The sequence below is a fragment of the Hymenobacter lutimineralis genome, from assembly GCF_008271285.1.
In the GTDB taxonomy this organism is placed as follows: Bacteria; Bacteroidota; Bacteroidia; order Cytophagales; family Hymenobacteraceae; genus Hymenobacter; species Hymenobacter lutimineralis.
The window spans coordinates 230,941-252,695 of record NZ_VTHL01000003.1; the positions used below are offsets into that span (position 1 = coordinate 230,941).

The 21,755-nt window shown below is 60.4% G+C and carries 18 protein-coding genes and 5 pseudogenes; 8 read left to right on the forward strand and 15 right to left on the reverse strand.

The features are described from left to right. Positions 1-41: 41 nt before the first annotated feature. The 4 genes and pseudogenes from FY528_RS04980 (at position 42) to FY528_RS05005 (ending at position 5,192) form a co-directional block, all read left to right on the forward strand. Positions 42-1,382 carry an HlyD family secretion protein gene (locus FY528_RS04980; RefSeq protein ID WP_149069889.1) on the forward strand — a complete coding sequence of 447 codons (1,341 nt, stop codon included), beginning with the start codon at positions 42-44 and terminating at the stop codon, positions 1,380-1,382. Between the two features lie 253 nt (positions 1,383-1,635). Next, positions 1,636-2,883 (forward strand): lanthionine synthetase LanC family protein, encoded by a 1,248-nt coding sequence (locus FY528_RS04985; protein ID WP_149069890.1) that lies wholly within the window; start codon positions 1,636-1,638, stop codon positions 2,881-2,883. 135 nt (positions 2,884-3,018) lie between these two features. Then, positions 3,019-4,094 (forward strand): annotated as a pseudogene (locus FY528_RS04990) (IS3 family transposase). Positions 4,095-4,440: 346 nt separating this feature from the next. Next, positions 4,441-5,192 (forward strand): annotated as a pseudogene (locus tag FY528_RS05005) (IS5 family transposase). A 48-nt stretch (positions 5,193-5,240) separates the two neighbouring features. On the opposite strand, the pseudogene FY528_RS05010 reads toward FY528_RS05005, so the two are convergent. The 15 genes and pseudogenes from FY528_RS05010 to FY528_RS05080 all read right to left on the reverse strand — a co-directional run. Further along, positions 5,241-5,411, reverse strand: a pseudogene (locus FY528_RS05010) (IS3 family transposase); the annotation flags it as partial. Positions 5,412-5,432: 21 nt separating this feature from the next. Next, positions 5,433-5,726, reverse strand: coding sequence for a DDE-type integrase/transposase/recombinase (locus tag FY528_RS21170; RefSeq protein WP_187632013.1), 294 nt, complete (start codon positions 5,724-5,726; stop codon positions 5,433-5,435). A 10-nt stretch (positions 5,727-5,736) separates the two neighbouring features. Beyond that, a complete protein-coding gene (locus FY528_RS21175) occupies positions 5,737-6,096 on the reverse strand; it encodes an IS3 family transposase (RefSeq protein ID WP_187632014.1) in 360 nt (119 codons plus the stop codon). Positions 6,097-6,218: 122 nt separating this feature from the next. Then, positions 6,219-6,392 (reverse strand): transposase, encoded by a 174-nt coding sequence (locus FY528_RS21785; RefSeq protein ID WP_149069893.1) that lies wholly within the window; start codon positions 6,390-6,392, stop codon positions 6,219-6,221. A gap of 38 nt (positions 6,393-6,430) precedes the next feature. Next, entirely contained in the window at positions 6,431-6,700 is a 270-nt protein-coding gene (locus FY528_RS05025; protein WP_149069894.1) for a transposase, read from the reverse strand. A gap of 117 nt (positions 6,701-6,817) precedes the next feature. Next, entirely contained in the window at positions 6,818-6,994 is a 177-nt protein-coding gene (locus FY528_RS05030) for a class I lanthipeptide (protein ID WP_149069895.1), read from the reverse strand. 75 nt (positions 6,995-7,069) lie between these two features. Further along, positions 7,070-8,362 (reverse strand): annotated as a pseudogene (locus FY528_RS21495) (Tn3 family transposase). 178 nt (positions 8,363-8,540) lie between these two features. Further along, positions 8,541-10,094: pseudogene (locus FY528_RS05050) on the reverse strand (DUF4158 domain-containing protein); the annotation flags it as partial. Positions 10,095-10,110: 16 nt separating this feature from the next. Further along, positions 10,111-10,665, reverse strand: coding sequence for a recombinase family protein (locus FY528_RS05055; RefSeq protein WP_149069900.1), 555 nt, complete (start codon positions 10,663-10,665; stop codon positions 10,111-10,113). A gap of 238 nt (positions 10,666-10,903) precedes the next feature. Further along, on the reverse strand, positions 10,904-11,995 hold the full coding sequence (locus tag FY528_RS05060) for a replication initiation protein (protein WP_262383910.1): 1,092 nt from the start codon (positions 11,993-11,995) through the stop codon (positions 10,904-10,906). Between the two features lie 776 nt (positions 11,996-12,771). Then, the gene (locus FY528_RS21410; protein ID WP_222931787.1) at positions 12,772-14,319 is read right to left on the reverse strand and encodes a Tn3 family transposase; all 1,548 of its coding nucleotides are present in this window, start codon (positions 14,317-14,319) and stop codon (positions 12,772-12,774) included. After that, positions 14,285-15,793: a DUF4158 domain-containing protein gene (locus FY528_RS21415; protein ID WP_222931788.1), complete on the reverse strand. Its 1,509-nt coding sequence runs from the start codon at positions 15,791-15,793 to the stop codon at positions 14,285-14,287. The genes FY528_RS21410 and FY528_RS21415 overlap by 35 nt, the downstream gene beginning before the upstream one ends. Before the next feature lie 171 nt (positions 15,794-15,964). Beyond that, positions 15,965-16,987: an aldo/keto reductase gene (locus FY528_RS05070; RefSeq protein ID WP_149069902.1), complete on the reverse strand. Its 1,023-nt coding sequence runs from the start codon at positions 16,985-16,987 to the stop codon at positions 15,965-15,967. A 98-nt stretch (positions 16,988-17,085) separates the two neighbouring features. After that, positions 17,086-18,018, reverse strand: a complete 933-nt coding sequence (locus tag FY528_RS05075; protein ID WP_149069903.1) for a helix-turn-helix domain-containing protein — start codon at positions 18,016-18,018, stop codon at positions 17,086-17,088. A gap of 13 nt (positions 18,019-18,031) precedes the next feature. Next, positions 18,032-18,628, reverse strand: coding sequence for a recombinase family protein (locus FY528_RS05080; protein ID WP_149069997.1), 597 nt, complete (start codon positions 18,626-18,628; stop codon positions 18,032-18,034). Positions 18,629-19,267: 639 nt separating this feature from the next. Here FY528_RS05080 and FY528_RS05085 point away from each other — a divergent pair. From FY528_RS05085 to FY528_RS05100, 4 genes are all read left to right on the forward strand, one after another. After that, on the forward strand, positions 19,268-19,657 hold the full coding sequence (locus tag FY528_RS05085) for a hypothetical protein (protein WP_149069904.1): 390 nt from the start codon (positions 19,268-19,270) through the stop codon (positions 19,655-19,657). Between the two features lie 53 nt (positions 19,658-19,710). Continuing rightward, positions 19,711-20,217, forward strand: coding sequence for a hypothetical protein (locus tag FY528_RS05090; RefSeq protein WP_149069905.1), 507 nt, complete (start codon positions 19,711-19,713; stop codon positions 20,215-20,217). Between the two features lie 149 nt (positions 20,218-20,366). Next, positions 20,367-20,594: a hypothetical protein gene (locus FY528_RS05095; protein ID WP_149069906.1), complete on the forward strand. Its 228-nt coding sequence runs from the start codon at positions 20,367-20,369 to the stop codon at positions 20,592-20,594. A gap of 17 nt (positions 20,595-20,611) precedes the next feature. After that, complete coding sequence (locus FY528_RS05100; RefSeq protein ID WP_262383916.1) at positions 20,612-21,574, forward strand: ATPase; 963 nt, start codon at positions 20,612-20,614, stop codon at positions 21,572-21,574. The last annotated feature ends 181 nt before the right edge of the window (positions 21,575-21,755 follow it).

Genomic DNA, 21,755 nt, shown 5'->3' on the forward strand with positions numbered 1-21,755 from the left:
TCCGGATCATCTGACACGTCAACTGTTATCGCCTGCTGGCTATGCCTGAACCAACGCTTCCCCCACCGCATGCTTTACCGCTTAACCATCCAGCATTGCGTAGCGAAGAAATGCATGAAGTCATGCAGAAAATACCATCGTGGATGTCCCGTTGGGGCATTTCATTGATCTTCGCCTTGCTACTTCTAGTTATTGGAGGAAGCTATCTGATTAAATATCCAGACAACATCTCTACTTCCTTGCGTCTGACCACGAAGGACTTCCCTAAATCTGTGCATGCCCGAGTAGAGGGGAAATTGGTTTCCCTGCTGGTCGCAGACAACCAGAAAGTGCAGCGTGGAGAAGCCTTGGCCTTTCTGGAAAGTACGGCGCGTCCCGAGCAGGTGCTGGAATTGTCTGCCTGGTTACGCAAATTGGAAGCTTCCCTGCGAAAAGGCGGAGGCAATGAGGCTACGGACCAGCTGCTGCTCGAACCGGTTACTGCTTTTCAGCAGCTTGGGGAGCTGCAAGTTGATTTTCAAGCCTTTACCTTGGCCTTGGCTCAATACAAGGCCAACAAGCTGGGGCACTTCTACTCCAAGAAAAGGGCCATGCTAGTGCACGATCTACAAACTCTATCAGCGCTGCGGGGGGCCCTGCTAACCCAAAGAACTCTCTACGAAGAAGACCTAGCGCTCGCTACGCAGGAGTTTTTAGCTCAACAAGAACTCTATGAGAAAAAAGTGATTGCTCCGTTGGACTTCCGGCAGCAGCAGAGCCGCTACTTGTCTAAGAAGTTTCCGCTGGAGCAAATGAATGTCAATTTGCTTAATAATGATGCGCAACAGACAACGAAGCGGGGGGAACTCATTGAGCTCGACAACTCCATCTCACAACAGGATAATGTGTTTGCGCAGGCGCTTAATAGCCTGCAGAGTGCCGTGCAAAGCTGGGAAAGTAAATACGTTCTCTCTGCTCCGACATCGGGCACAGTATTCTTCAATTCCTTTTTACAGGAAACCCAATCGGTTGCCATTGGTCAGGAAATACTTACCGTAGCTCCCGCTCGCAGCGAGGCCTTTGGGGAGGTCAATATTCCACAGTACAATCTAGGCAAGATTAAAGTCAATCAGACGGTCATGATCAAGTTCGCCAGCTACCCTTTCCAGGAATTTGGAGCTGTGGTCGGAAAGGTAGTTTATATATCGGACGTACCCTTAAAAGATGGTACTTTCTTAGCCAAAGTAACTTTACCGAACGGGTTAAAAACTACCTATAATAAAACAATTGTTTTTCGGGCGGGTATGCTCGCTACAGCGGAAATTATTACGGACGAAACCCGTTTATTTGATAAAATATTCTACAATATCCTAAAGGCCATTAAGCCCAGTGGTGTTGCATAACTATTCTATTTTATTCAGCAGCACGCTTCGCATCCTTCAAGCCGTGAAACCAGGACTAGAGCAGCTTCCGCCCTTGTCGCTGCACCTGCAGAAAGGAAAGTCCATGTCGGAATGACCAGTGTAATTCCTGAGCTTTTGACCGCCTAAATTTCTACAGGTTGTCAGCCCTGCGGCCCCTACACCTGAGTAGACTCCGGCTCCCTGACCCCTCTGTAGCGGTTTTGCCGGCCCACTTTTACCCTGCCCTGTTAGTATGAGTACTCCTCTTTCCACTTTAGCGTTGATTGACACCAAGCTAGTGGCGATCGCAGCTCTGCTAACACGTCATCCAGAGCAACACTTACCAACTTTAATGCAGGGGAGCGCAGGTATTGCCTTATTCCACGCATATTTATATGTACACACAAGAGACGAGCACCACTTAGAACATGTCTCACAATACATAGAGGCGGCCATTGAGGCAACCAATCGATTAGACCAGCCGCCTTTCTTAGGCACCGGATTTACGGGGTTAGGCTGGGTTATAATTCATTTGATATCACTAGGAGTACTGGATACGGAGGCGGCAACCCTTATTGACGACGTACGGCCACTGATTATAGCTTCGCTGGATAACACTTATTTCAGCCGGAGCTATGATCTGTTTTATGGGTTTATCGGTACTAGCCTGTTCCTGAGGGAAGATACTGAAACAGATCATAGACTGCTTCAAGCAGACTTGCTGCAACGGCTGGAACAGACCGCCATCCCCATGCATGTGGGAGTGGCTTGGAATATTTCCCTTGATAATGATCAAATACTAGCAGTCAGCCTTGGACTGGCACATGGTTCCCCAAGCATTATTATGTTTTTGTTAGGGCTACATCAGCAAGGGGTGGAACCTGTACGCTGCCGAAAATTACTGGATCAGGCGATGGCATTTCTGCTGTCCCAAGAGATGCAGGGCGAAATCTCACTGTTTCCTGGTAGGATAGTCGCTACCCAAATTGAAACACCAAGTCGCCTGGGATGGTGCTACGGAGATCTGGGTATCGCCTATGTGGTGCTTCGCGTGGCTGCCTATTTTCAGGATGAAGTACTGTGTCAACACGGCCTGCGTATTGCCTATCATGCGGCAAGGCGGGATTGTGAGAGTGCAATGGTAGTACGCAACACTGATACTGAGCCGAAAATAGACATCAGTTTTATTCACGGCACGGCAGGTATCGCCTTTTTATTTCGGCGAGTTTTTGAGATAACCGGCGAAGCTACTTTTGAGCGGCGTGCCCAGGAGTGGCTGGCACTTACCTTAGAGAATGTAGGCCCGCAGGTGGAATTGCTGGAGGCAAACTTTTCCATCAAGCCCTTTGATAGTACTGATTCCGAAACCGGGAATCGTTTTCTTGCGCTGGAGCAGCGCTTCGGTTTGCTAGAAGGGCTGGCTGGCACCGGCTTAGTGTTAACAGCCTTCGCGAATCCTTACCAGACAGGATGGGCCAAGCTTTTTCTGTTACACGAGTAGCTCTTTTCTAATGTTTATGCGCCGCTTTTATCTGTAGTAACGACGTGACCCATTAGACAGCGTGTACGCTTCCCCGAATCGAGTGCCAGTTGTGAGTAGAGAAAGACGTAACTGTCCCTACCTGACGACTGCAACATGAACAAAGGACGATTTAGCGAGGCCCAGCTTGTGGCTATTCTCCAACAGCAAGCCAGCGGGCAGACCGTGGCCCAGATTGTGCGCGAGCACGGCTTGAGCGAGGCCACGTTTTATGCCTGGAAAAGCAAATACGCCGGAGCCAGCGTCACCGAGCTGACCCGGCTCAAGCATCTGGAAGAGGAAAATCGCAAGCTCAAGCAGATGTTCGCCGACCTGAGCTTAGAAAATCAGGCTATCAAGGAGATCCTGCGAAAAACGTAAGCAGCCCTGCGGCGCGGCGCCAGGCAGCGCAGGGCTTAGTTGGGAAAGGCTGGAGCCAGCGCCGGGCCTGTGCCCTGGTGGGGCTGGCGCGCGGCAGCTAGCACCCGGTAGCGCAGGGGCGAAATGATGAGCCCGTGCAGCAGGCCCTGCGGGCGTTAAGTGGGCGGCATCCGGGCTGGGGATTCTGGAAGCTACACCACCGCTTGCGCAAAAACGGACTGGTCATCAACCATAAACGCACCTTACGCATCTACCGGGCACTGGCCCTTAACCTGCCTCGGCGCCTGAAAAAGCGCGTGCCAGCCCGCGTCAAGCAGCCCTTAGCCGTGCCCGAGGCCACCAACGGGTGTTGGTCGCTCGACTTTACGAGTGACGTGTTGACCGATGGCCGCCGGTTCCGCACGCTCAACGTGCTCGATGACTATAACCGCGAGTTGCTGGGCATGGAAGTTGACTTCTCCTTGCCTGCCAGGCGCGTCGTGCAGGTGCTCACGCGCTTAGTTGAGTGCTATGGCCGTCCAGCGCAGTTGCGCACCGATAACGGCCCTGAGTTTATCAGCGCCCAATTGAGCGAGTGGTGTGAGCGGCAGGGCATTATTCTGCATTGGATTCAACCAGGCAAGCCGACGCAGAATGCCTACATCGAACGCTTCAACGGCTCATTTCGCCGCGAACTGCTCGAGGCCCACCTGTTTCGCTCGCTGGCCCATGTGCGCCAGCTGGTAGACGAGTGGCAGCTCGACTATAACACCCAACGGCCCCACCAGGCCTTGAATTTTATGACCCCTCTCGAATTTAAACAAGCCGCTTAACCTCTGCCTACCACTGGCTTATCGAACGGGGAAGCATACAGATGCACCAGTGCCGAAACCGGACCTAGACCGTGTGCCAAGGGCCGAAGCGTTCGGCTGGTACATCCCGCCAGGCCACCCCACAGCGGGCCCGTCAGCGCACGGCCTCCACGAAGAAGCGCGTGTCCTTGGCCGTCGGCCCCGGGGAGCGTTCCTGCCCCGGCAGCAACGGCCAAAGCCGTTCCCATTGCGCATCGGTTAGGCTGTGTCTGAAAATGGGTGTTGCGTATCTTAGGGTATGGCAGCACGGTATGAGCTAACAGATGCCCAATGGGCCGCGGTAGAAGGCGAATTATCCCCACAACGTCTGGGTCGTCCCCGGCGCGATGACCGCCAGCAATGGAATGCCCTACTCTGGATCCTATGCACCGGAGCGCCCTGGCGGGATTTACCCGTCCGCTACGGCCCCTGGCAAACGGCGTACGAACGATTTCGCCGGTGGGCCGCTGATGGCACCTTCGAGCGGGTGCTACACTGCTTGCGCCTGCGCCTGGATGCGGCCGGCTTGTTGGACCTGGACACGTGGCTGGTGGATTCGACCACGGTGCGGGCCACCAAAAGTGCGGCGGGCGGCACGAAAAAAAAGCCCAGTGCCTCGGGCGCAGCCGCGGCGGGCTGACCAGCAAGCTGCATGTGGTCTGTGATGGCGCGGGTACGCCGCTGGCCCTGCGTCTATCGGCCGGCCAGCGGCATGATGGTCCCCAGTTTGAACCGCTGTGTGACCAGGTGCGCGTACGTCGACGCCCGCGCCAACTCCTGGCCGACCGCGGCTACGACGCGGCCCACATTCGCCACTGGCTGCGTCGTCGTCGCATCCGGGCCGTCATTCCACGTCGGCAACCAGCCGCAGGTCGTCGCTGTCGGCGGCGAGGACGGCCCCCACGAATCGAGCCCGCTCGCTATGCGCGGCGCAATGTGGTGGAACGCTTCTTTGGCTCGCTCAAAGAACATCGCCGCGTGGCCACGCGCTATGAAAAACACGACGCCCATTTCCTCAGCATGGCCTCGCTGGCCTGTATCCGCCGTATGTTGCAGCAGCACTTTTCAGACACAGCCTAATACACTTCGATCTTTATTTGGGGTGGTCTACCCGTGGCGGACACGGAGCTAAGGTAGGTGCTTTGCGAGGTCGTGTTCAAACTGGTGGGGCGAGTAGTAGCCCAAGGCGGAGTGGCGGCGGTCGAGGTTGAAGTAGGTGTCGAGGTAGTAGGCGACTTCGAGCCGGGCCTCTTCCAAGCTGGCAAAGGCCCCGCTGTGGGGCAGCAGCTCGGTTGTGAGCGTGCTCCAGCCCGCCTCGGCCTAGGCGTTGTCGTACGGGTTGCCCGGGCGGGCGAAGCTGGCCACGGCACCGGCGTCAGCGATGCGCTGGCGACAGGCCAGACTGGTGTACTGGCTGCCGCGGTCGGCGTGGACGATGAGACCCGGCGCGGGCTGGCGCAGTGCTAGGGCTTGCTCCAGCGCCGTGAGCACCAGTTCGGTGGGCATGTGTGCATCCAGGTGCCAGCCCACCACCCGCCGCGAACAGGCATCGCGCCACGTGGCCAGGTAGCACCAGCGCCCGCCCGCCAGCGGCAGGTAGGTGATGTCGTCCACCCAGACCTGATTAAGGGCAGTGGGCGCGGGCTGGCCCAGCAGCCGGTTCTCGGCCGCCACGGCGGCCGGGTCCGCCTGGGTGGTGCGCGGGCGGTGGGGGCGGATACTGAGCGCCCGCTGGCCCGTAGTACAACGCGTAGCGGCCCACGCGGTGGCCCTCGGCCTGCAGTTCCGCCCGTAGACGGCGCGTACCATAGCGGCTAGCATGGCGGGTAAAGACCTGCTGGGCGACTGCTTGCCACGCCGGAGCTGGGGGCAGTAGCGCCGCCCGCCAATGGTAGTAGCCGCTGCGGCTTACCTCGAGCACCCGACACAACTCGCTCACCGCCCAGGTAGCGGCGTGGGCGTCGATGAACGCGTACTTGCTCACGGCTGCGGCACAGCGAAGATGGTCACCGCTTTTTTTAAAATGTCGTGCTCTGTTTCCACGCGCTTGAGCTCGGCGCGCAGGCGCTTGATTTCCTCGCGCTCGGCGCTGCTGAGTACGGCCTGCTACAAAGCCGCACGCTGCCAGCGCCCCGGCAGGGCGGGCGAGATGCCTTGGGCGCGTGCCACATCGCTCTGGCGGGCGCCGGCAGCGACTTGGCGCACGCATTCGGCTTTGAACGCGGGCGTGTATTTTTTGCGGGGGACGGGCTGGCCGTCAGCTGGTTTCTTTACGGGCATAGACAGGGAAAGGTAAGACTGCTACCTGTCCGTTCCGGCTAGACCACCTCAATATCGCGCTCCATTTCTACGCGCTTGAGCGCGGCCCGCAACTGCATAATTTCGTCACGCTCGGCGCTGCTGGGCACGGCCTGCTCCAGCGCCGAGCGCTGCCAGCGGCCCAGCAGAGCGGGCGAAATGCCTTGCGCGCAGGCCACGTCGCTTTGACGGGCACCGGCCGCCACTTGGCGGACGCACTCGGCTTTAAATGCCGGCGTATATTTCTTTCGGGTGGCGGGGCCTCCTCCAAGATTCGATTTCTCAGTCATGGGCAGCGGAAGTTAAGACTTCTCGCTGTCCGTTTTAGCTAGACCACCTCAGACAGCTGTCAAAAAAATGCGCCTAAACACATAGTGCTTAGGCGCATTCGTATATAAGCAGGGAAATTAGTCTTTCACTATTTCCAGCGTACGGCAGTCCATCATCATTTGCCGGGAGTCCTGGCAACGCTGTCCTGTAGAGAGCGCATAGGTAAATCCACCTTTGATGGTAGCCATGTCTTGTTTGTCCAAACTAGCGATAGTTTGCTTATTCAAAGAGAGTTTGGTTTGAATTTTTTTCATAATGAAGTTAGCGCCTCGGCAACCGGCCAACACATTCTGTACTGACTTTGTCCTTAGCGGCAGAAAATTATATTTCTATCTTTTAATAGGCAAGTATTCGAACTTAGTTTTTTTGGTAACGGTGTGCTCCCAGTTGAAAGCCAATAGGGCCGCTACATCGAAACGGAGCGAGTCCTTGAGGGCATCGTCGGAAAAGTCAAACTCGCCGTGCAGGTTGATATGCTGCCAGCTCACGGGTGAACTCGCCGCGATAGCATCGGCCACCGCCTGGCGCTCGGCTGGCGGAGCGTGAAAGAGGTACTGGTTCAGGTACAGGCAATTCCAGCACACAATCACGTTTTGCACCAACTGTTTGCAGGCATTAGCGACCTGCTGCTCTTCCTTGCCAGCGTACGGAATCTGGCCGTTTTGGCCGTAGAACACGGCCCGGGCGAAGGTGTGCGTGCTTTCGAGCTTGTCCAGCTGATCATCGATGCGCTTGCGCAGGTCGTCCATGTAGCGGAGCAGAAACTCGGTGCGTACCACCCGGCCCAGTTCGCGCAGGGCCAGGTAGACGGGGTGCTGCTGGGAGTAGGAATTGAGTCGGCGCAGCAGCGTGGAAGCCGTGACGTGCTTTTGCTTGAGGCTCACCACCAGCCGCAGCAGCGTATCCCACTGGGCCCCGATCAGGATATGGTCGATTTACTTGACCGGGGCCAGGCCGTAGGCCGTCAGGTCGGGCACGTCCATGCCGGCGAAGGCGTAGAGCTGCTGGTCCTGAAAAGACTGGATGCGCGGCGCGAATTCAATCCCCAGCAAGGCGGTGAGCGCAAAATTGACTTCCGTAAAGCCGTGCGTGTCGGTCGAATGAATGGTGGATTCCACCACGTCGTTGTGCAGCAGGCCGTCGACCAAATAGGCGGCTTCGCGCTCGGACGAGCTGAATGTGGTCGAGTAAAAGAGCCGGTGGCGGTCGTCGAGGAAGCACTAGGAGACGATGCCCTTCTCCTAGCCGAAATACTTGTAGGAGTGCGTGGCGTGAATCGAATCGACGGCCACGTAGTACTTCTGGCCATCGGAGGACGTGTGCACCGCCTCGGGATGGCGTTTGAAGAGGCGGCTAACGGGTAGCTTGCCGGTCAGGGCCACCACGGCGTCGTTGGCCCGCCGCAAGTTGTCGAGCGAGAAGTACCAGTTGACCGCGTTCTCCAGGGTGGCCAGCGCCACGTGCTTGGTGGCGTGGGCCATGCGCGTCAGCCCCAGGTTGCAGCCGTACGCCATGAGGCCCGCGAAGAAGACCCGCTCCGCGGGCCGGGGCGGCCGATTACGCGGACTCCAGTGCGTGAGGCAGTTGGTGAAGTGGCACTGCTGATTAACGGTATGCAGCACCTCGTGCAGCGAAATCAGCCCCGGCCCGGGAAACAGCGGCCGCGCTACCGGGGCGTCCTCGTCCGGGGGCCGGCGTCAGGAAGCGGGGGCGCCCATTGGCGCGCGCCCGCACGCCGGGGTTGGTGTCGGCGTCCAGCCGCTCACAAGTGCGGGCGAAGGCGGTGGCCAGCTTGGCTTGCTATTCGCTCAACCAAGGGCCCAGCTCGCGTAGGTGCACGAGGTCCGTTTGCGCCAGCAACGCGTCCCGCTGCTGCTCCCAGGTAGCGGCCTCCAGCAGGTAGGTGTCGAAGGGGCAGTAGCGCAGCGAGTGGGCCAGGTTCAGCTTGCTGGCTTTCAGGTGGTCAGCCACGTGGCCGGCCAGTAGGGCCTTATACAGGGAAACGGGGCTTTCGGCTTGCGCCAGGGCGGCCCGTTCCGCTGCTTTCAAAAAGGTCGTCGGGGGCTGCGGGCTCACCTGTCCGTCCCGCACCCGGTACTGGGCCAGGGCCTGCGCCAGCGGGCTATCGGCCGCGCCTTCGTAGGCCACGGTGCGTAAAATCTCGCCCAGCCGCCGCTGCAGGGCGCGGGAGCGCTCCTCTACGATCTGATAGTACGGGCCGATGCGACTACCCCCTCCCCCTTGGCGTAACTGCTGCGCCGTGTGGCCCAGTTGCGCAAAATCTGCCACGGCCGGGGTTTGCAGCCAGGCCAGCCAGGCTGTCACCTTCTCCTCGTTGGTGCGGGCAAACGAAAAGGCGACTTCTTCCAACTGCGCCAGGGCCGCGCCGTGGCTGACCACCCCTTCCAGCACCTGGCGCAGCTGGCCGGTCAAGTCCTGCTGCTGGCAGTAGACGCGCTTCTGCGTTTCGCGCTGGGCGGCGTTGCGGTGAGTTTGCACCGCCTGCAGCAGCGTTTCGGTGAGCAGGTCGCCGACCTGGTAGTACTGGTAGACCACGAAGCAGAGCACCATCAAGTACTTCTTGTCGGCTTGTTGCCGCACCTGAAAGACCTGGGCCCGTTCGACGTAGCGGGCGTAGTAGCGGACCACCTCTTCCGATAAGTCCAGGGACTGCACCACGGGGTGGACCTGGGCAAATAGGGCCTGTAGCACGGCGTAGTCCTGCACGTTGGCGCGGATAGCCATCGGGCGCATCAACTCCAGGCTCCGCTTGAGCGTGGTCAGCCGGTAGGGTCGGTGGGAATGGGCCGGGGCATCTTCTTCCGTGGTGAACAAGGCATCCAGCTGCTGGCGCACGGCCGGCGTGAGCAACGCGGCCAGCTGCGTGGTCAGCTGCTGCTCAACCATGCGGAAGGCCTCCGTCACGACGCCGGCCAGGGCGGCGTACGTGGGCACTTCCCAGCGGCGGACCCGCAGCGTATCCACGGCCGAGCGAAACACGGCCACGGGGTTCATCTGCTGGCGGGCAAAATGGGTCACCTGCTGGCGTACGGCGGCTTCGACCTGCTCGAAGGGGGCCACGCCGAACTGCTGCAGAATCAGCCGGCGGTGGTGAAAGCGGGTGGCCTTGTCGTAGCGCGCCCACTCGACCTCGCCCAGGCGGTAGCGCTGCTGCACGTACGCGCCGTCGGCGGCCCGAAACCGCTCGGTGGAGAAGAAGCGGCCGGTAGCCTGAAAATAGCTGACCTGCAGCACAAAACCGCCCCGGCTGTGGGGCGTGACGAGGCTGCCGAGCACCTGGGCGGCCCAGTCGGGCAAGCTGCAGTAGAGCTTGCGCTGGGCCGCGGTCCACTTGGGCGGGTGGTCGAACTTACGAGGCCAGCTGGCGCCGGTAGCGCTTGACGCTCGACTCGCTTACGCCCGTAGCGGCCACGGTCTGGTGCACCGACATGCCGGCGGCCAGGCAGGCCTGGACCTTGGCCAGCTTCGCGGCGTCCACCCCGGCCCGACGGCCCAAGTGCTTGCCCTGCGCTTTGGCCAGGGCGATGCCCGCGGTGGCCCGCTCGCGGATGCTCTCGCGGTCGTACTCGGCCAGCGCGGCGAAGATGCCCAGCACCAGCCGCCCGGCCGGCGTGGCCGTGTCGATGCCCAGGTCCAGGGCGACAAAACGCACCTGGCGCTCGTGCAGGTCGGCCACCACCTGCATGATGTGGGCGCTGTTGCGGCCCAGCCGGTTCAGGCGGGCCACAGTTACCGTATCCCCGGTGCGTAAGGTGGCCAGCAACTCGGTGAGTACGGGCCGTTGCGTGGTAGCACCGCTGATTTTTTCCTGGAAGATGCGGTCCACGCCGGCGGCTTGGAGCTGGTCGAGTTGGGTGTCGAGTTGTTGGTCTTTGGCCGAGACGCGGGCATAGCCGAAATGCATACAAACGGGTCAACAAGGTGGGGCCAGCAAGATACACAGGTGAACCAACTTTCTGGCCCCAGTCTTGCCTACCTAACCGTTACCTATTGGTGGGTGCCGGCAAGGTGTACCTTGCTGGTCCCTGCCGTCGGTCGTCAACGAGCGTCAGCACGCCCAGTTCCAGGCCACCGAACGGCTACTCGTTTAACTTTGTACTAAATTTTTAACCAAGGCTACTTGTGTACGGTGGCAAATCCCACTATTTTTTATCCAAACCCAAGGCGGCTTGCACCACCTGCCGGGCCAGCAGAGCATCTTTCTTCTTCTCTTCGCTGATTTGCTTGCCGACCCGCACGAAAACGGCGTTGCAATACTTCTGCTTGTCGTCAATCTTCTTCTGGCTGTTCTCCTTGAGCTGCCACTCGCGGAGCAGCTTGCGGGCTTCGACCACCTCCATCACCTTGAGGTAAAGCGCGATGTTGCGGTCGGTAACTTTGAACTCCCGCAGCCGGTCAATAACCGGGCGTAAGATTTCGTCGGCCAGCCACGAGGCCGGGATAACGGTAGACTGCTTGTGCAGCAGCTCGAAGCGCAGGCCCACAATCTTCTTCCGGCCCCGACCGGCCCGGTTGGCTTCCAGGATAGGAGTGTAGACGAAGGCGCAGGGCGTTCTTTCCAGTTCCTTTTGCGCTCCCAGCACCGTTTTCTTAATCAACTCGTTGGTGTCGGCGTGCTTCATGACCGGGTTGCCTTTCCGGTCCTTTTTTGGGGAGCCATACTTGTCTAGTTCCTGGCCGCAGTCCATGAGCAGGCGGTATTCTTCCAGCGATACTTCCCACCAGCCGGTATCCCGAAACGCGGAAAGTATCTCAAAGAACCGCATGCTGTACCAGCTATGCAGGCCCATGTAGCCATCCAGCTTGTAGGTCGAGTACTGACCGGCAATCTGAACGAAGTAAGGCGCGAGCTGCGGGTTGAGAATGATGGTAATGATGCCATCCTTGAAGCCTACGCGCCGTTCCTTCGTCGTATCCAGCAGGTGGCGGATGTACCACTCGCTCCCGTCCAGGCTCTCAAACTCCCAAGTGACGTGGGCCAACTCATAGATAGCTTTTTTCAGGAAGGAATACGCCGTGTCCGTATCAATGTCGGTGCCCTCGACCACGGAGGAAACCCGCAGTTGATAATAGTCGCGCAGCTGCAAGTCATCTTCCTTGATTTGCTCCATCACCCGCGCCATAATGCGCTTGCCGTACACGGAAATTCTGCGCTGGTGGGCGAAGGTGGCCGCCCAATGCTGCTTGACCCGCGCCAGCGCTTCGGGCTCATACTGCAGGTCTAGTTCCAGCATAGGAACGGGCAGGGTAACGCGGGGTAGTCGGTTTCCTAACATCTAGCCGATAGGTTACGGTTGCAGCCACCAGGAGACACTTTTGCCTCATCCAGTGATATCAGGCCGAAACATACGGCGAAAAAACCAGCTTGTGTAAAAGTGCGCAGGTTTATTACCTTAAGGAAGCAGGTTTATTACCTTAAAGAAGCAGGTTTATTCACTCAGGCTAACCTTAAGGAAGCAGGTTTATTACCTTAAAGAAGCAGGTTTATTCGATTTACTCCTTATTAGTTACTACTAGGTTTTATTTACCATCTTCTTAAAATAACCTACAACTTTGTTACGCGAGAACGAGAAGCATTTAGGGTATAAAACTGTGTGGACAAGTCGAGAATTAGCAAAACAAGACAGTCCAAAAAAGCATATCCGGCAAAAAAACGAAGTTGTACTTTTTAAGGATTTTATTACCTTTTTCTACTGTGAGCAACTGGCTGTTATACCTGCTCAAATACTACTCCAACACCCCCCTACCGTTAGCTGGGGCCGGGAAGGGCTGAATTAGTGCCCCAGGAGGCCGCAGAATAGACCCGCAGCCGTTCAAGCGCCGCTGCTACCATCCAACCGCCGCGCCGTGCAGCGGCCCGCTTTTACCCATTGCCGGCCAAGGCCGGGTTGGCGTCCCGCGCTATGATAAATTCGACCGTGGTCAGGTCCACCGCCTCAGCTCGATACTCAAGTATCCGCAGCAGTAGGGGTAGCACAAGAGTAGGAACAGAAACTATCGCTAGGCCCATTCACCAAGCGATTTCACCAAGCGATGCTTCCCAGGGTGTGAGGGTGCGCAAGGGACGCAGTTGCCCAGCCGCAACAGATTCGGGCAGCGTAAAATCGTAGCGGCCCAGCATATTAACGTGTTCATGCAGCAAGGGCGAGAGGCGGGCCACATCCTCCGGGTTTACGTGCTCCTCCGTTTCCTGCCACCGCTCTAATGCTTGTTGCAAATAGCGCGTATTCCACAGCACCAGGGCGTTTACGACTAGGCCCAGCGCCCCGAGTTGGTCCTCCATTCCCTCGCGATAGCGCTGGCGCAGCTCGCCTTTCTTGCCGTGAAAAACGGCGCGGGCCAGCGCGTGGCGGCCCTCGCCGCGGTTGAGCTGCACCAGGATGCGCCGCCGGTAGGCCTCGTCGTGGACGTAGGCTAGCAGGTAGCGCGTTTTTTCCACCCGGCCCAGTTCGGCCACCGCCCGGCCCAGGCCCGAGAGCGAACCCGCCCGCTGCAAGGTGCGCATTACCGCCGTGGCTTTTACCCGGCCCAATTTAAGAGAGCCGGCCAGCCGCAACATATCCTCCCAATGGTCACTAATGAGCCGGGCGTTGACGACGTGCCGGCTTAATTCATTGAGGGGACCATAATCATCTTCCTTGCTGAGGCGCCAGAACCGTTGGTCGGAGAGGTCTGCTAAGCGAGGGCTGAAGCGGTAGCCCAATAAGGCGAACAGGCCAAAGACTACCTCACTGTAGCCATGGGTATCGGCCATGATTTCGCGCGGGTCCAGGCTGGTTTGCTGTTCCAGCAGCCCGGCCAGGATGAACAGGGAGTCGCGCAGCGTACCGGGAATGACGATGCCGTGGAAGCCGGTGAACTGGTCGCCGGTGAAGTTGTAGTAGGTTACCCCGCGCTGGGAGCCGTAGTATTTGCGGTTCCACCCGGCGTGCAGCGTGCGCACGGGCACGACGAAGCGCATGCCGTCGGCCGAGGCGACTTCTCCGCCACCCCAGGCCTGGGCCAGGGGCAATTGCGCCTGGCCGTCCACCAACCGGGCGTTGGCGGCGGTGAGCGTTTCCACGCGCATGTAGTTTTGCTGCACCCAGGACAAGCGGGGCAAGGTTAGGGCCGGTACCTCGGCCCTCGCCACAGCCTTGAGGCCAATGTTACACGCCTGGGCCAGCAGCACCGCGCAGATGCTCAGTGGTAAACCGGCCGCTTTGCTCTGGCCGTCGGCCACGTGGGTGAAGGCGTCGGCAAATCCCGTGAACGCGTTCACCTCCAGCAGCAACGCCGCTAGTTCCACTTGGGGCAACTGCTGGGTAAGCTGCGTCCGCAACTGCTGCAAGCTTGCGGGTTCTTCCTGGGCGGGGAGCGGGCTTACCCGCACGTAGGGCATGCCGTCGTGCTGCAGCACGTGCAGCGCCGTGTTGTGGGGCAGGGTTTCGCGAACCTCCGCGTAGGCCGACCGCAGCTGCGCTTGGAGCCGCACCAGTTCCAGGGCCGGGTCGAGCGAACGGCCCAGCGCCCGCGCCACCGATTCACGCGCCGCGTCCCAGTCCTCGCCGCGTAGCATTTCCGCGCGGGTCGCCGTAGCGCTCACTCGTCGTCACAAACACTTCCCGACGGCGCAACGCCTGGTGTAGGCGGTCCAGCACGCAGAGCGTGTACGCGGCGGGGTTCACCTCGTCTCGACTGGCAAACACCTGCCGCGCCCAGCTTTTGGGCACAAAGGTGCGGGGAGCAGTCCCCCATTTGGGCCGGCACCGGCCGCCTGCTTCCTGGGCTCGTAAAAAGTACCAGGCATCGAGCAGGGGTTTGGCCGAGGGGGAACCTTCCAACGCAATTCCGTTCAGCAGGGCCGGCAGAAACCGGCGTACGGTCGCGTAGCTACCACTCAGGGCTTGGAACCGGGGGTCGTCGGCGGGACTGGCCAGCGCCTGCACTGCGTCGGCTGCTTCTCGCAAGGAGGCTTCGCCAATGCGGCTCAACACCTGTGCCCGAATCTGGGCTTCGGGCACGGATTCGTCCAACATCATGCGCACGGCCTGTTGCAAGACCAGCGCGGCGTGGTCCAAATCCTTCAGGGAGCGCAGCCGCTGGCGGCGGCGCTTGGTTTCGCCCCGTAGGGCGAGCGCTGTCAACAACCCGTCGAAGAGGTCGAGCACATCGTCGGTGGCCGTGCGTTCAAGGGCCTGGGCGAAGGACAGCAGGGTGGCCAAGCGGCGTTCTTCTCCCATCCGCGCCAACGTCTGCCCCCAGGCCACTTGGGCGTGGCGGGCCAGCCGCACCACTCGGGCTTCGGGCAGGTCGTGCAGTGAAATGCCCCCTACGCCGAGGGCGCGCACGTGCTCCAGCCGTCCCAACGCGGCCACCAGAGCGGGGCCGGAAACGCGGGTCGGCGCGGTGCGCAACGCTTCCAGTCGGGTGAGTCGCTGGCCAGGCGGTACCAGCAACAGCGATTCCAAGGCCTCTTGCTGTACCGGGTTCAACCGGTTGCGGAGTTGGCGGTGCAGGTGACGGCCCGTGCGCTCGCGGACCCGCGCAATCAGGCGGGCCAGCACCGTCACGCCGGGCAGCACGACGCGCTGGGCCACTAGATGTGCGGTCGCCAAATCAAAGAGCACACTGGGCCGCACGGTGCTGGTGAGGACCTGCGCGTAGAGCCAGCGCGTGAGGCGGAATACTTGCCGGCCCCCATAGGCCGCAAAGCCCAGGTACGCCACAATGCGGGCCTGGTGGTCGGAGAGCGTATTCGGGCGGGTATACCGCGCAGGCCACGCGTCAGTGCCTACCTGAAGCTGCTGCGCCAAGGTGGCCACCACGACGGCCGGCACCTGGGTAGGGACGGGCAGAAACGTGCCTAAAAACCGGAGGGTACACAACTGCACAGCACACCCGAGTTGGGTGTACGAACGGCGGTAGTCGGCTAGAAACTGTAGGTCCTGCGGACTCAGGTAAAAGAAACGGGCCAGTTGTTCCGGGCTAGGGTCCGCCTGGTAGCGCCCATAGCGGGCCGCCTGCTCGTCGCTCAGAAATTCTACCGGCATCGTCCTATAGTCGCGTGTCCCCGCTGGCGGCGGCCCTATTCGGGCCAGCCGCTCGCTTCCCGCTCGGTCTGGTAAGCTGGCCGAATCCGGGGTGAAAGTAGCGGCCGGCCCTTTTCATTGCTCGCCCCAGACCGACAGGTTTCAGGATACAACCGGCACCGGGTCTGCCCGTTAGCTGATGGTGCGGTCGCTGGTGGTGTAGTTGAGCATCCAGCCGGGGTATTCAGCCGGCAGTTGGCTGACCTCTTCGAGGTGGCGCAACTCCTCCGGCGTGAACGTCACGTCCACGGCGGCCAGGTTGGCGTCGAGCTGCTCGGGCTTGGTAGCCCCCATGATAACGCTGCTCACTACCGGCTGGTGCAGCAGCCAGGCCAAGGCGAGTTGGGCCACCGTGGCGCCTTTGGCTTCGGCCAGCGGGTGTAGCACGTCGAGGATATTGAAGGCCCGGTTGCGGTCGACGAGGGGAAAGTCGAGCCGGTCGCGGCGGCCGCCTTCCTGGTTTTGGCCATCGCGGGTGTACTTGCCTGAGAGCAGGCCGCCTGCCAGCGGGCTCCATACCAGTATGCCCACCTTTTGGTCAAGTAGCAGCGGCACCATTTCGCGCTCCAGGTCCCGGCCGGCGATGGTATAGTAGGCCTGCAGCGAGGCGAAACGCTCCAGCTGGCGGCTATCGGCCGTGGCCAGGGCCTTCATCAGCTGCCAGGCGGCCAAGTTGCTGGCCCCAATGTAGCGCACCTTGCCCTGGCGCACGAGGTCATCGAGCGCCCGCAAGGTTTCGTCCAGCGGCGTGAGCGGGTCGTAGGCGTGCAGCTGGTAGAGGTCGAGGTAGTCGGTATTCAGGCGCTTGAGGCTGGCTTCGGCCTGCTGCAGGATGTGCTTGCGCGTAAGTCCTACCTCGTTGGGGCCTTCGCCCATTTTGCCCCGCACTTTAGTGGCCAGCACCAACGAGTCGCGGTCCAGGCCCAGGTTGCGGATGGCCTGGCCGGTAATTTCCTCCGACAAGCCCTCGGAGTACACGTTGGCCGTGTCGATAAAGTTGACCCCAGCGGCCACGGCCCGGCGCAGCAACTCATCGGCGGCCGTCTGGTCGAGGGCCCCGGTGACGGCCGAGCGGCCTTTGCCCCCAAAGGTCATGGTGCCCAGGCACAGGGCCGACACCTTCAAGCCGGTCTGGCCCAGCAAGCGATACTGCATACGACATAGCGCCGGGGGAATGGACGCGCCCGGCCGTGCAAAGGTCCGGCGCACCTGCTGGGGCTACATAACCAAATTGCACCCAAAGGCTACGAAAATCAAACCACCACGGTCTGGGGCTGGCGAACTTGCTGCGGGGTGAGGCCGGTGTGGTGCTTGAAGAAATTGTGAAAGTGGGTGGGATACGCAAAGCCGAGTGCTTCGGCAATATCCGTCAAGGACCACGGCGTGTGCTGCAGCAGGCGCCGCGCTTCCGCCAGCCGCCACTCGGCCAGGTGCGCGGTGGTGGTTTTGCCTGTCACGGCCCGCACGGCCCGGTTGAGGTAGTTGACGTGTACACCCAGCAGCGGGGCAAAATCCTGGGGGGCGCGCAGCCGCAACGGCTGGTCGGGCGGGGCTACTGGAAACTGCCGGGCCAGCAGCTCCAGAAACAGGGCGGCGAGCCGGTCGGCGGCGGTAGGGTGCACGAAGTCGGGTGCGGGTGCCCGCAGGCGCTGGAGCTGGTGCAACAGCAGGTGCAGGTAGTGACGCACTACGGTGGCCTGGTGTAGGTAATCGGTGCCCAGTTCCGTGAGCAGCTGGCTAAACAACGATTCAAACGCCGGCAGCTGCCCGGGCTCTAGTACATAGACCGGGTCGCGCCCCAGGGCCAGCAGTGGGCTTAGGGCCTGGTCGGCCGTCGCCCCGCCGTGCAGAAATTCGGGCGTGAACAGGCAAAACAACCCGCTTTGCTCGTCCGATAGGGTTTCCCAGGCGTGCGGCACCAGTGGATGCGAGAGCACCACGGCCGGCCCGGCAATGGCCCAGCCCCGCGTGGTTTGGTGCAGCTGGCTGGTGCCCCGCGTTAGCAGGGAGAGCTTGTAGAAGTCGCGCCGCTGGTAGGGCAGGGATACCTGCCCGAAATCTGCCCGGGAATAGGCCGCAAACTGGCCCGCCTGCAGCCCGCCAACCGACGGCACCTTTCCCAGGTAGCGGTGCTCAAACTCGGGCAGGGAAATAGCGGCAGCCGGTGGCTGAGAGCAAGTCTTCATCACGAGGCGCGTATCAGCTCGTTTGGTGCGCCGCCTGCGTGCCCGTCGGTACGCCCAGCTGCACCAGGTAGCGGTAAATGGTGGCTCGACCGACCCCTAGCAACTGGGCGATTTCCGCGACAGTTTTGTCCTGCTGCAGGTACAGCGTTTTGGCCGCCTGGGCTTTGGACAGGGCTTCTTTGGAGAGGCCTTTGGGCCGCCCGCCCTGCCGGCCCCGGGCTCTGGCCGCAGTCAACCCCGCTTTGGTGCGCTCACGGATAAGGTCGCGCTCAAACTCGGCCAGCGAGGCAAACAGGTTGAACATAAGCCGGCCTTGGGCGGTGGTCGTGTCCAAATGGTCCTGCAGGCTGACGAAGTGAATCCCTGCGTCCTGAAAGCCCGTCACCAACGTGACCAGGTCTTTGAGCGAGCGGCCCAAGCGGTCGAGTTTCCAGACGACGAGCGTATCGCCGGGCCGCAGCCGCGTCAGCAGGTGCTGCAGGGCCGGGCGCTCTTTCACGGAGGATACTTTTTCCTGGGCCACTTCCACGCAGCCGTAGGCTTGCAAGGCATCCGTCTGCAGATGCAGGTGCTGGTCGGAGGTACTCACGCGGGCATAGCCGAAAATCATTGCTATTTTTCTCAAGAAGTCAACGAGGGCGAAGATAGCGAGTCGTTGATTACTGAGAACAGGAAATGAGACAATCTGTGGTAGCTTTTCAGGGCGCTAAGCAGCCGAGGCAGGTGGGCCGCTAAAACGGCCGTATTCTGAGACGGCCGCCCGCGCAGATTTTCCCTACCGATACTTTCTGTTCCTACTCTTGTGCTACCCCCAGTAGCACGGCCGCTGAGCGCAGCGATTTTGCCGAGCTGCCAAAGCTGGCCGTGGCGCCAGGGGCCGCAGGTAGTCTTTGTACCGGCCGGTAGTAGCGAAGCCCAACGAGTTCTCATGGTTAGCTACCCAATGCCGGCTCTGGTATTCGCGCACCGCGGCCAGGCGGTTGTACCACACCAGGCGCAGGCCGGGCAGCTGGCTAAGCTTGTTCCGCAACTGGTACGCTGGCACCCCAGGGGGCGGAGCGTAGAGATAGATTGCGCCAGGTGGTTTGTGATGCCGCCGCCGGTAGTCGTGAGCATAAGGGGGCAGTGGGGGAAAAAGGCTGTAAAATACTTGCAAAAAATGCAGAAATAAATGTACAATTTGCAAACAAAAAAGCGCTTTTTGCGTTTAATAAGTATAAGCAGCAACGCAAAAAACGCCTTTTTAGCCATGAAAAGCACGAACCTATATCGCCCCGCTAAACGCATTCCCGCTGACCGTTTGGCTAAAATGCGCGCCGCCAGTGCCGCCAAGAAAGCCGCCGCTGAGCTGGCCCACCAGCAGCGCCAGGCTACGCCCGAGTTTGCCCCAGTGCCCAGCCTCAAAGCCTTACCGGGCGGGCTGCATTGGTCGGCCCAGCAGCCGGTGCCCGCAGTGGGCAAGCTGGTGAGTGCCAGCCAGGGCGGGAAGGTAGAAACGGTGAAGGTTTTGGGCTACTGCCACGCCGCCGGCTTTATCGGCCTCGTGACCCAGCCCTTTCACCCCGGCAGCCGACGTGCCCACAAGATGCACCCCCGCGCCCACTGCGTTTTCGGCAGCCAGCTTGCCCAGGCAGCCTAGCAACAGCAGCCGGATAGCTCCCAATCTATTTTCTCAATAGGAAATCTACCGCTATGAATACTACCCCCGCGCCGAAGCAGCCCCAGATTAGCCCCTGCCAGTGGCTGAATTCCGTGACCCCTTGCCCGCAGTGGCTGGGCTATCCAACCCGCCTGAGCCTGCCAATCAACCTCGATTGGTCGGGAGATTCGGCCGTGCCTGAAATCGGCTCCCGCGTTCATATTCACATGAACGGCTTTGGTCCAGCCGTCGTGCGGGCCTATTTTCACGCCGACGGGTACTTAGGGGTAATCTGCCAGCCGGACGAAATGCCCGACTGGTACCAAAAGCAGGCCCCTGGCACGACGCTAGGCCATTTCTTCGGCCGCGAGCTGGAGCCACGCCGGTCCCAGTCCCCGCAGCAGCTTACGCAACTCAGGCCCAACTGCCAGGCCGCAGAAGTTGCCACCGGCACCGAGCAGGATTGGATACCGGAGTACCCTCCCGAGGAAGAGCCGGACGACAACCAAGACAGCGAGGAGTACCACGAGTATCCCGGCGACGAGCAGCGTGGCCAGTAAGTAAGTCGCCGGGGCATTCCTTCTTTTTCCCCTACTGCCCCTCCCCTCTCTGATTACCGACTGACCGTTTGCCGCGCTCTTTTTCTTGGCTACAATGCCACTACTTTACCGGCGCTTGCGTTATATTCGTGTACCCTTTGCCTCTTGCCATGAACTCTCCAGTAACCAACTTTCTTGCCCAGCTGACAACGCCGGAGTTTCAGACAGCTATTGGGGAGCAATTGCGCGCTGAGGCAGCTGCCGCCAATACCTTCCTCTCCTATCGGGACGAGCAAGGTCGTTACGTGCATGAGTATCCCGCCACCGGCGAGGTGTACGAGGTTTCGCTGACCCAGCCACAGACGCGCCGGTTACTGCTTGACGCTGTAGGAGTCTAGTGAGCGAAGCGCGGCCGGTGGAGCAGCAACCAGTACTCTATGTATTCGCCGGCCCGAATGGCGCTGGGAAAAGCACCTTGTTCAATGCAATGGCGGCTCATAGTCCATCGGTAGAACAGGTGAACGGCGACGTACTGAAACAGCAGAACCCCCAGCTCAGCGGCTTTGACGTGGAGGCGATGACCGCCCAGCGCATCAAAGAGCTACGTGACAGCAGGGTTTCTTTCTCGGTCGAGAGCAACTTGGCCCAGGCCAATGACTACAAGCTGATTCATGGCGCGAAAGCCGCCGGCTACCGCGTTGAGCTGGTGTACGTCAGCCTGGAGTCGGTGCGCGAGTGCCAGGACCGGGTAATGAGCCGCGTAGCCAAGGGCGGGCACGACGTGCCCCCGGCCATCATCGAGCAGCGGTACCACCAGTCCCTTTCCCTGCTAAAGCAGAACTATAAGGAATTTGACCGCATCGAGCTGATAGACAATACCAGCCGTCCATTTCAGCCGGGTGCGCTCATCGAAAAGGGCCTGATAGCTCCTTTTCAGTCACCGCCGCCGGAGTGGGTGAAGGGTGTCGTGACCCATGTGCAACGGATGGAGCGGGTTAACCAGTTGTTAGCTCAACCGGCAGCGGACATGCAGCAGGCAACTATTCGGGTTACGGAAGCAGCGCGGGCACCCGGTGCCAGAGGCCAGGTCGAGGCGGTACAAGCGGCTGTTCGCATGAGCGGGGCACAGGTAAGCGACGTGCAGCCCGCTGCAGTGTCAGAGCAGGGCCAGCGGGTTAGCTATCTGAACGTGCAGTATAGCTTAAAAAGCCCGCAGCTAGAGCGCATCAGCACTACGCTTGACGCGGTGCACCGGCAGTCGGGCAGTGAAGTGATGGAAAGCGCTAAAGACCAGGAGCGCCGCCAGGCCCCAGGCCAGACGCGGGAGGCCGGGCAGAGCCAAGCAACTGAGCGTGGCCAGGACCAGCAGGAGCGCTGACCTCTCCCCTCCCCTACTCAAGTGAATCAACCAAAAGCCCCGGCTTGTCCAAGCCGGGGCTCTTCTATGTCGGCAGGTGCATCGACCTCAGAAAGCAGGTTTTTACTGCTGTTCCAACAACAAGGGCAGCCCTGGTAGGAACTGCCCTTGGTTGGCGCTACAGCGCCAGAAAGGAGAAGCC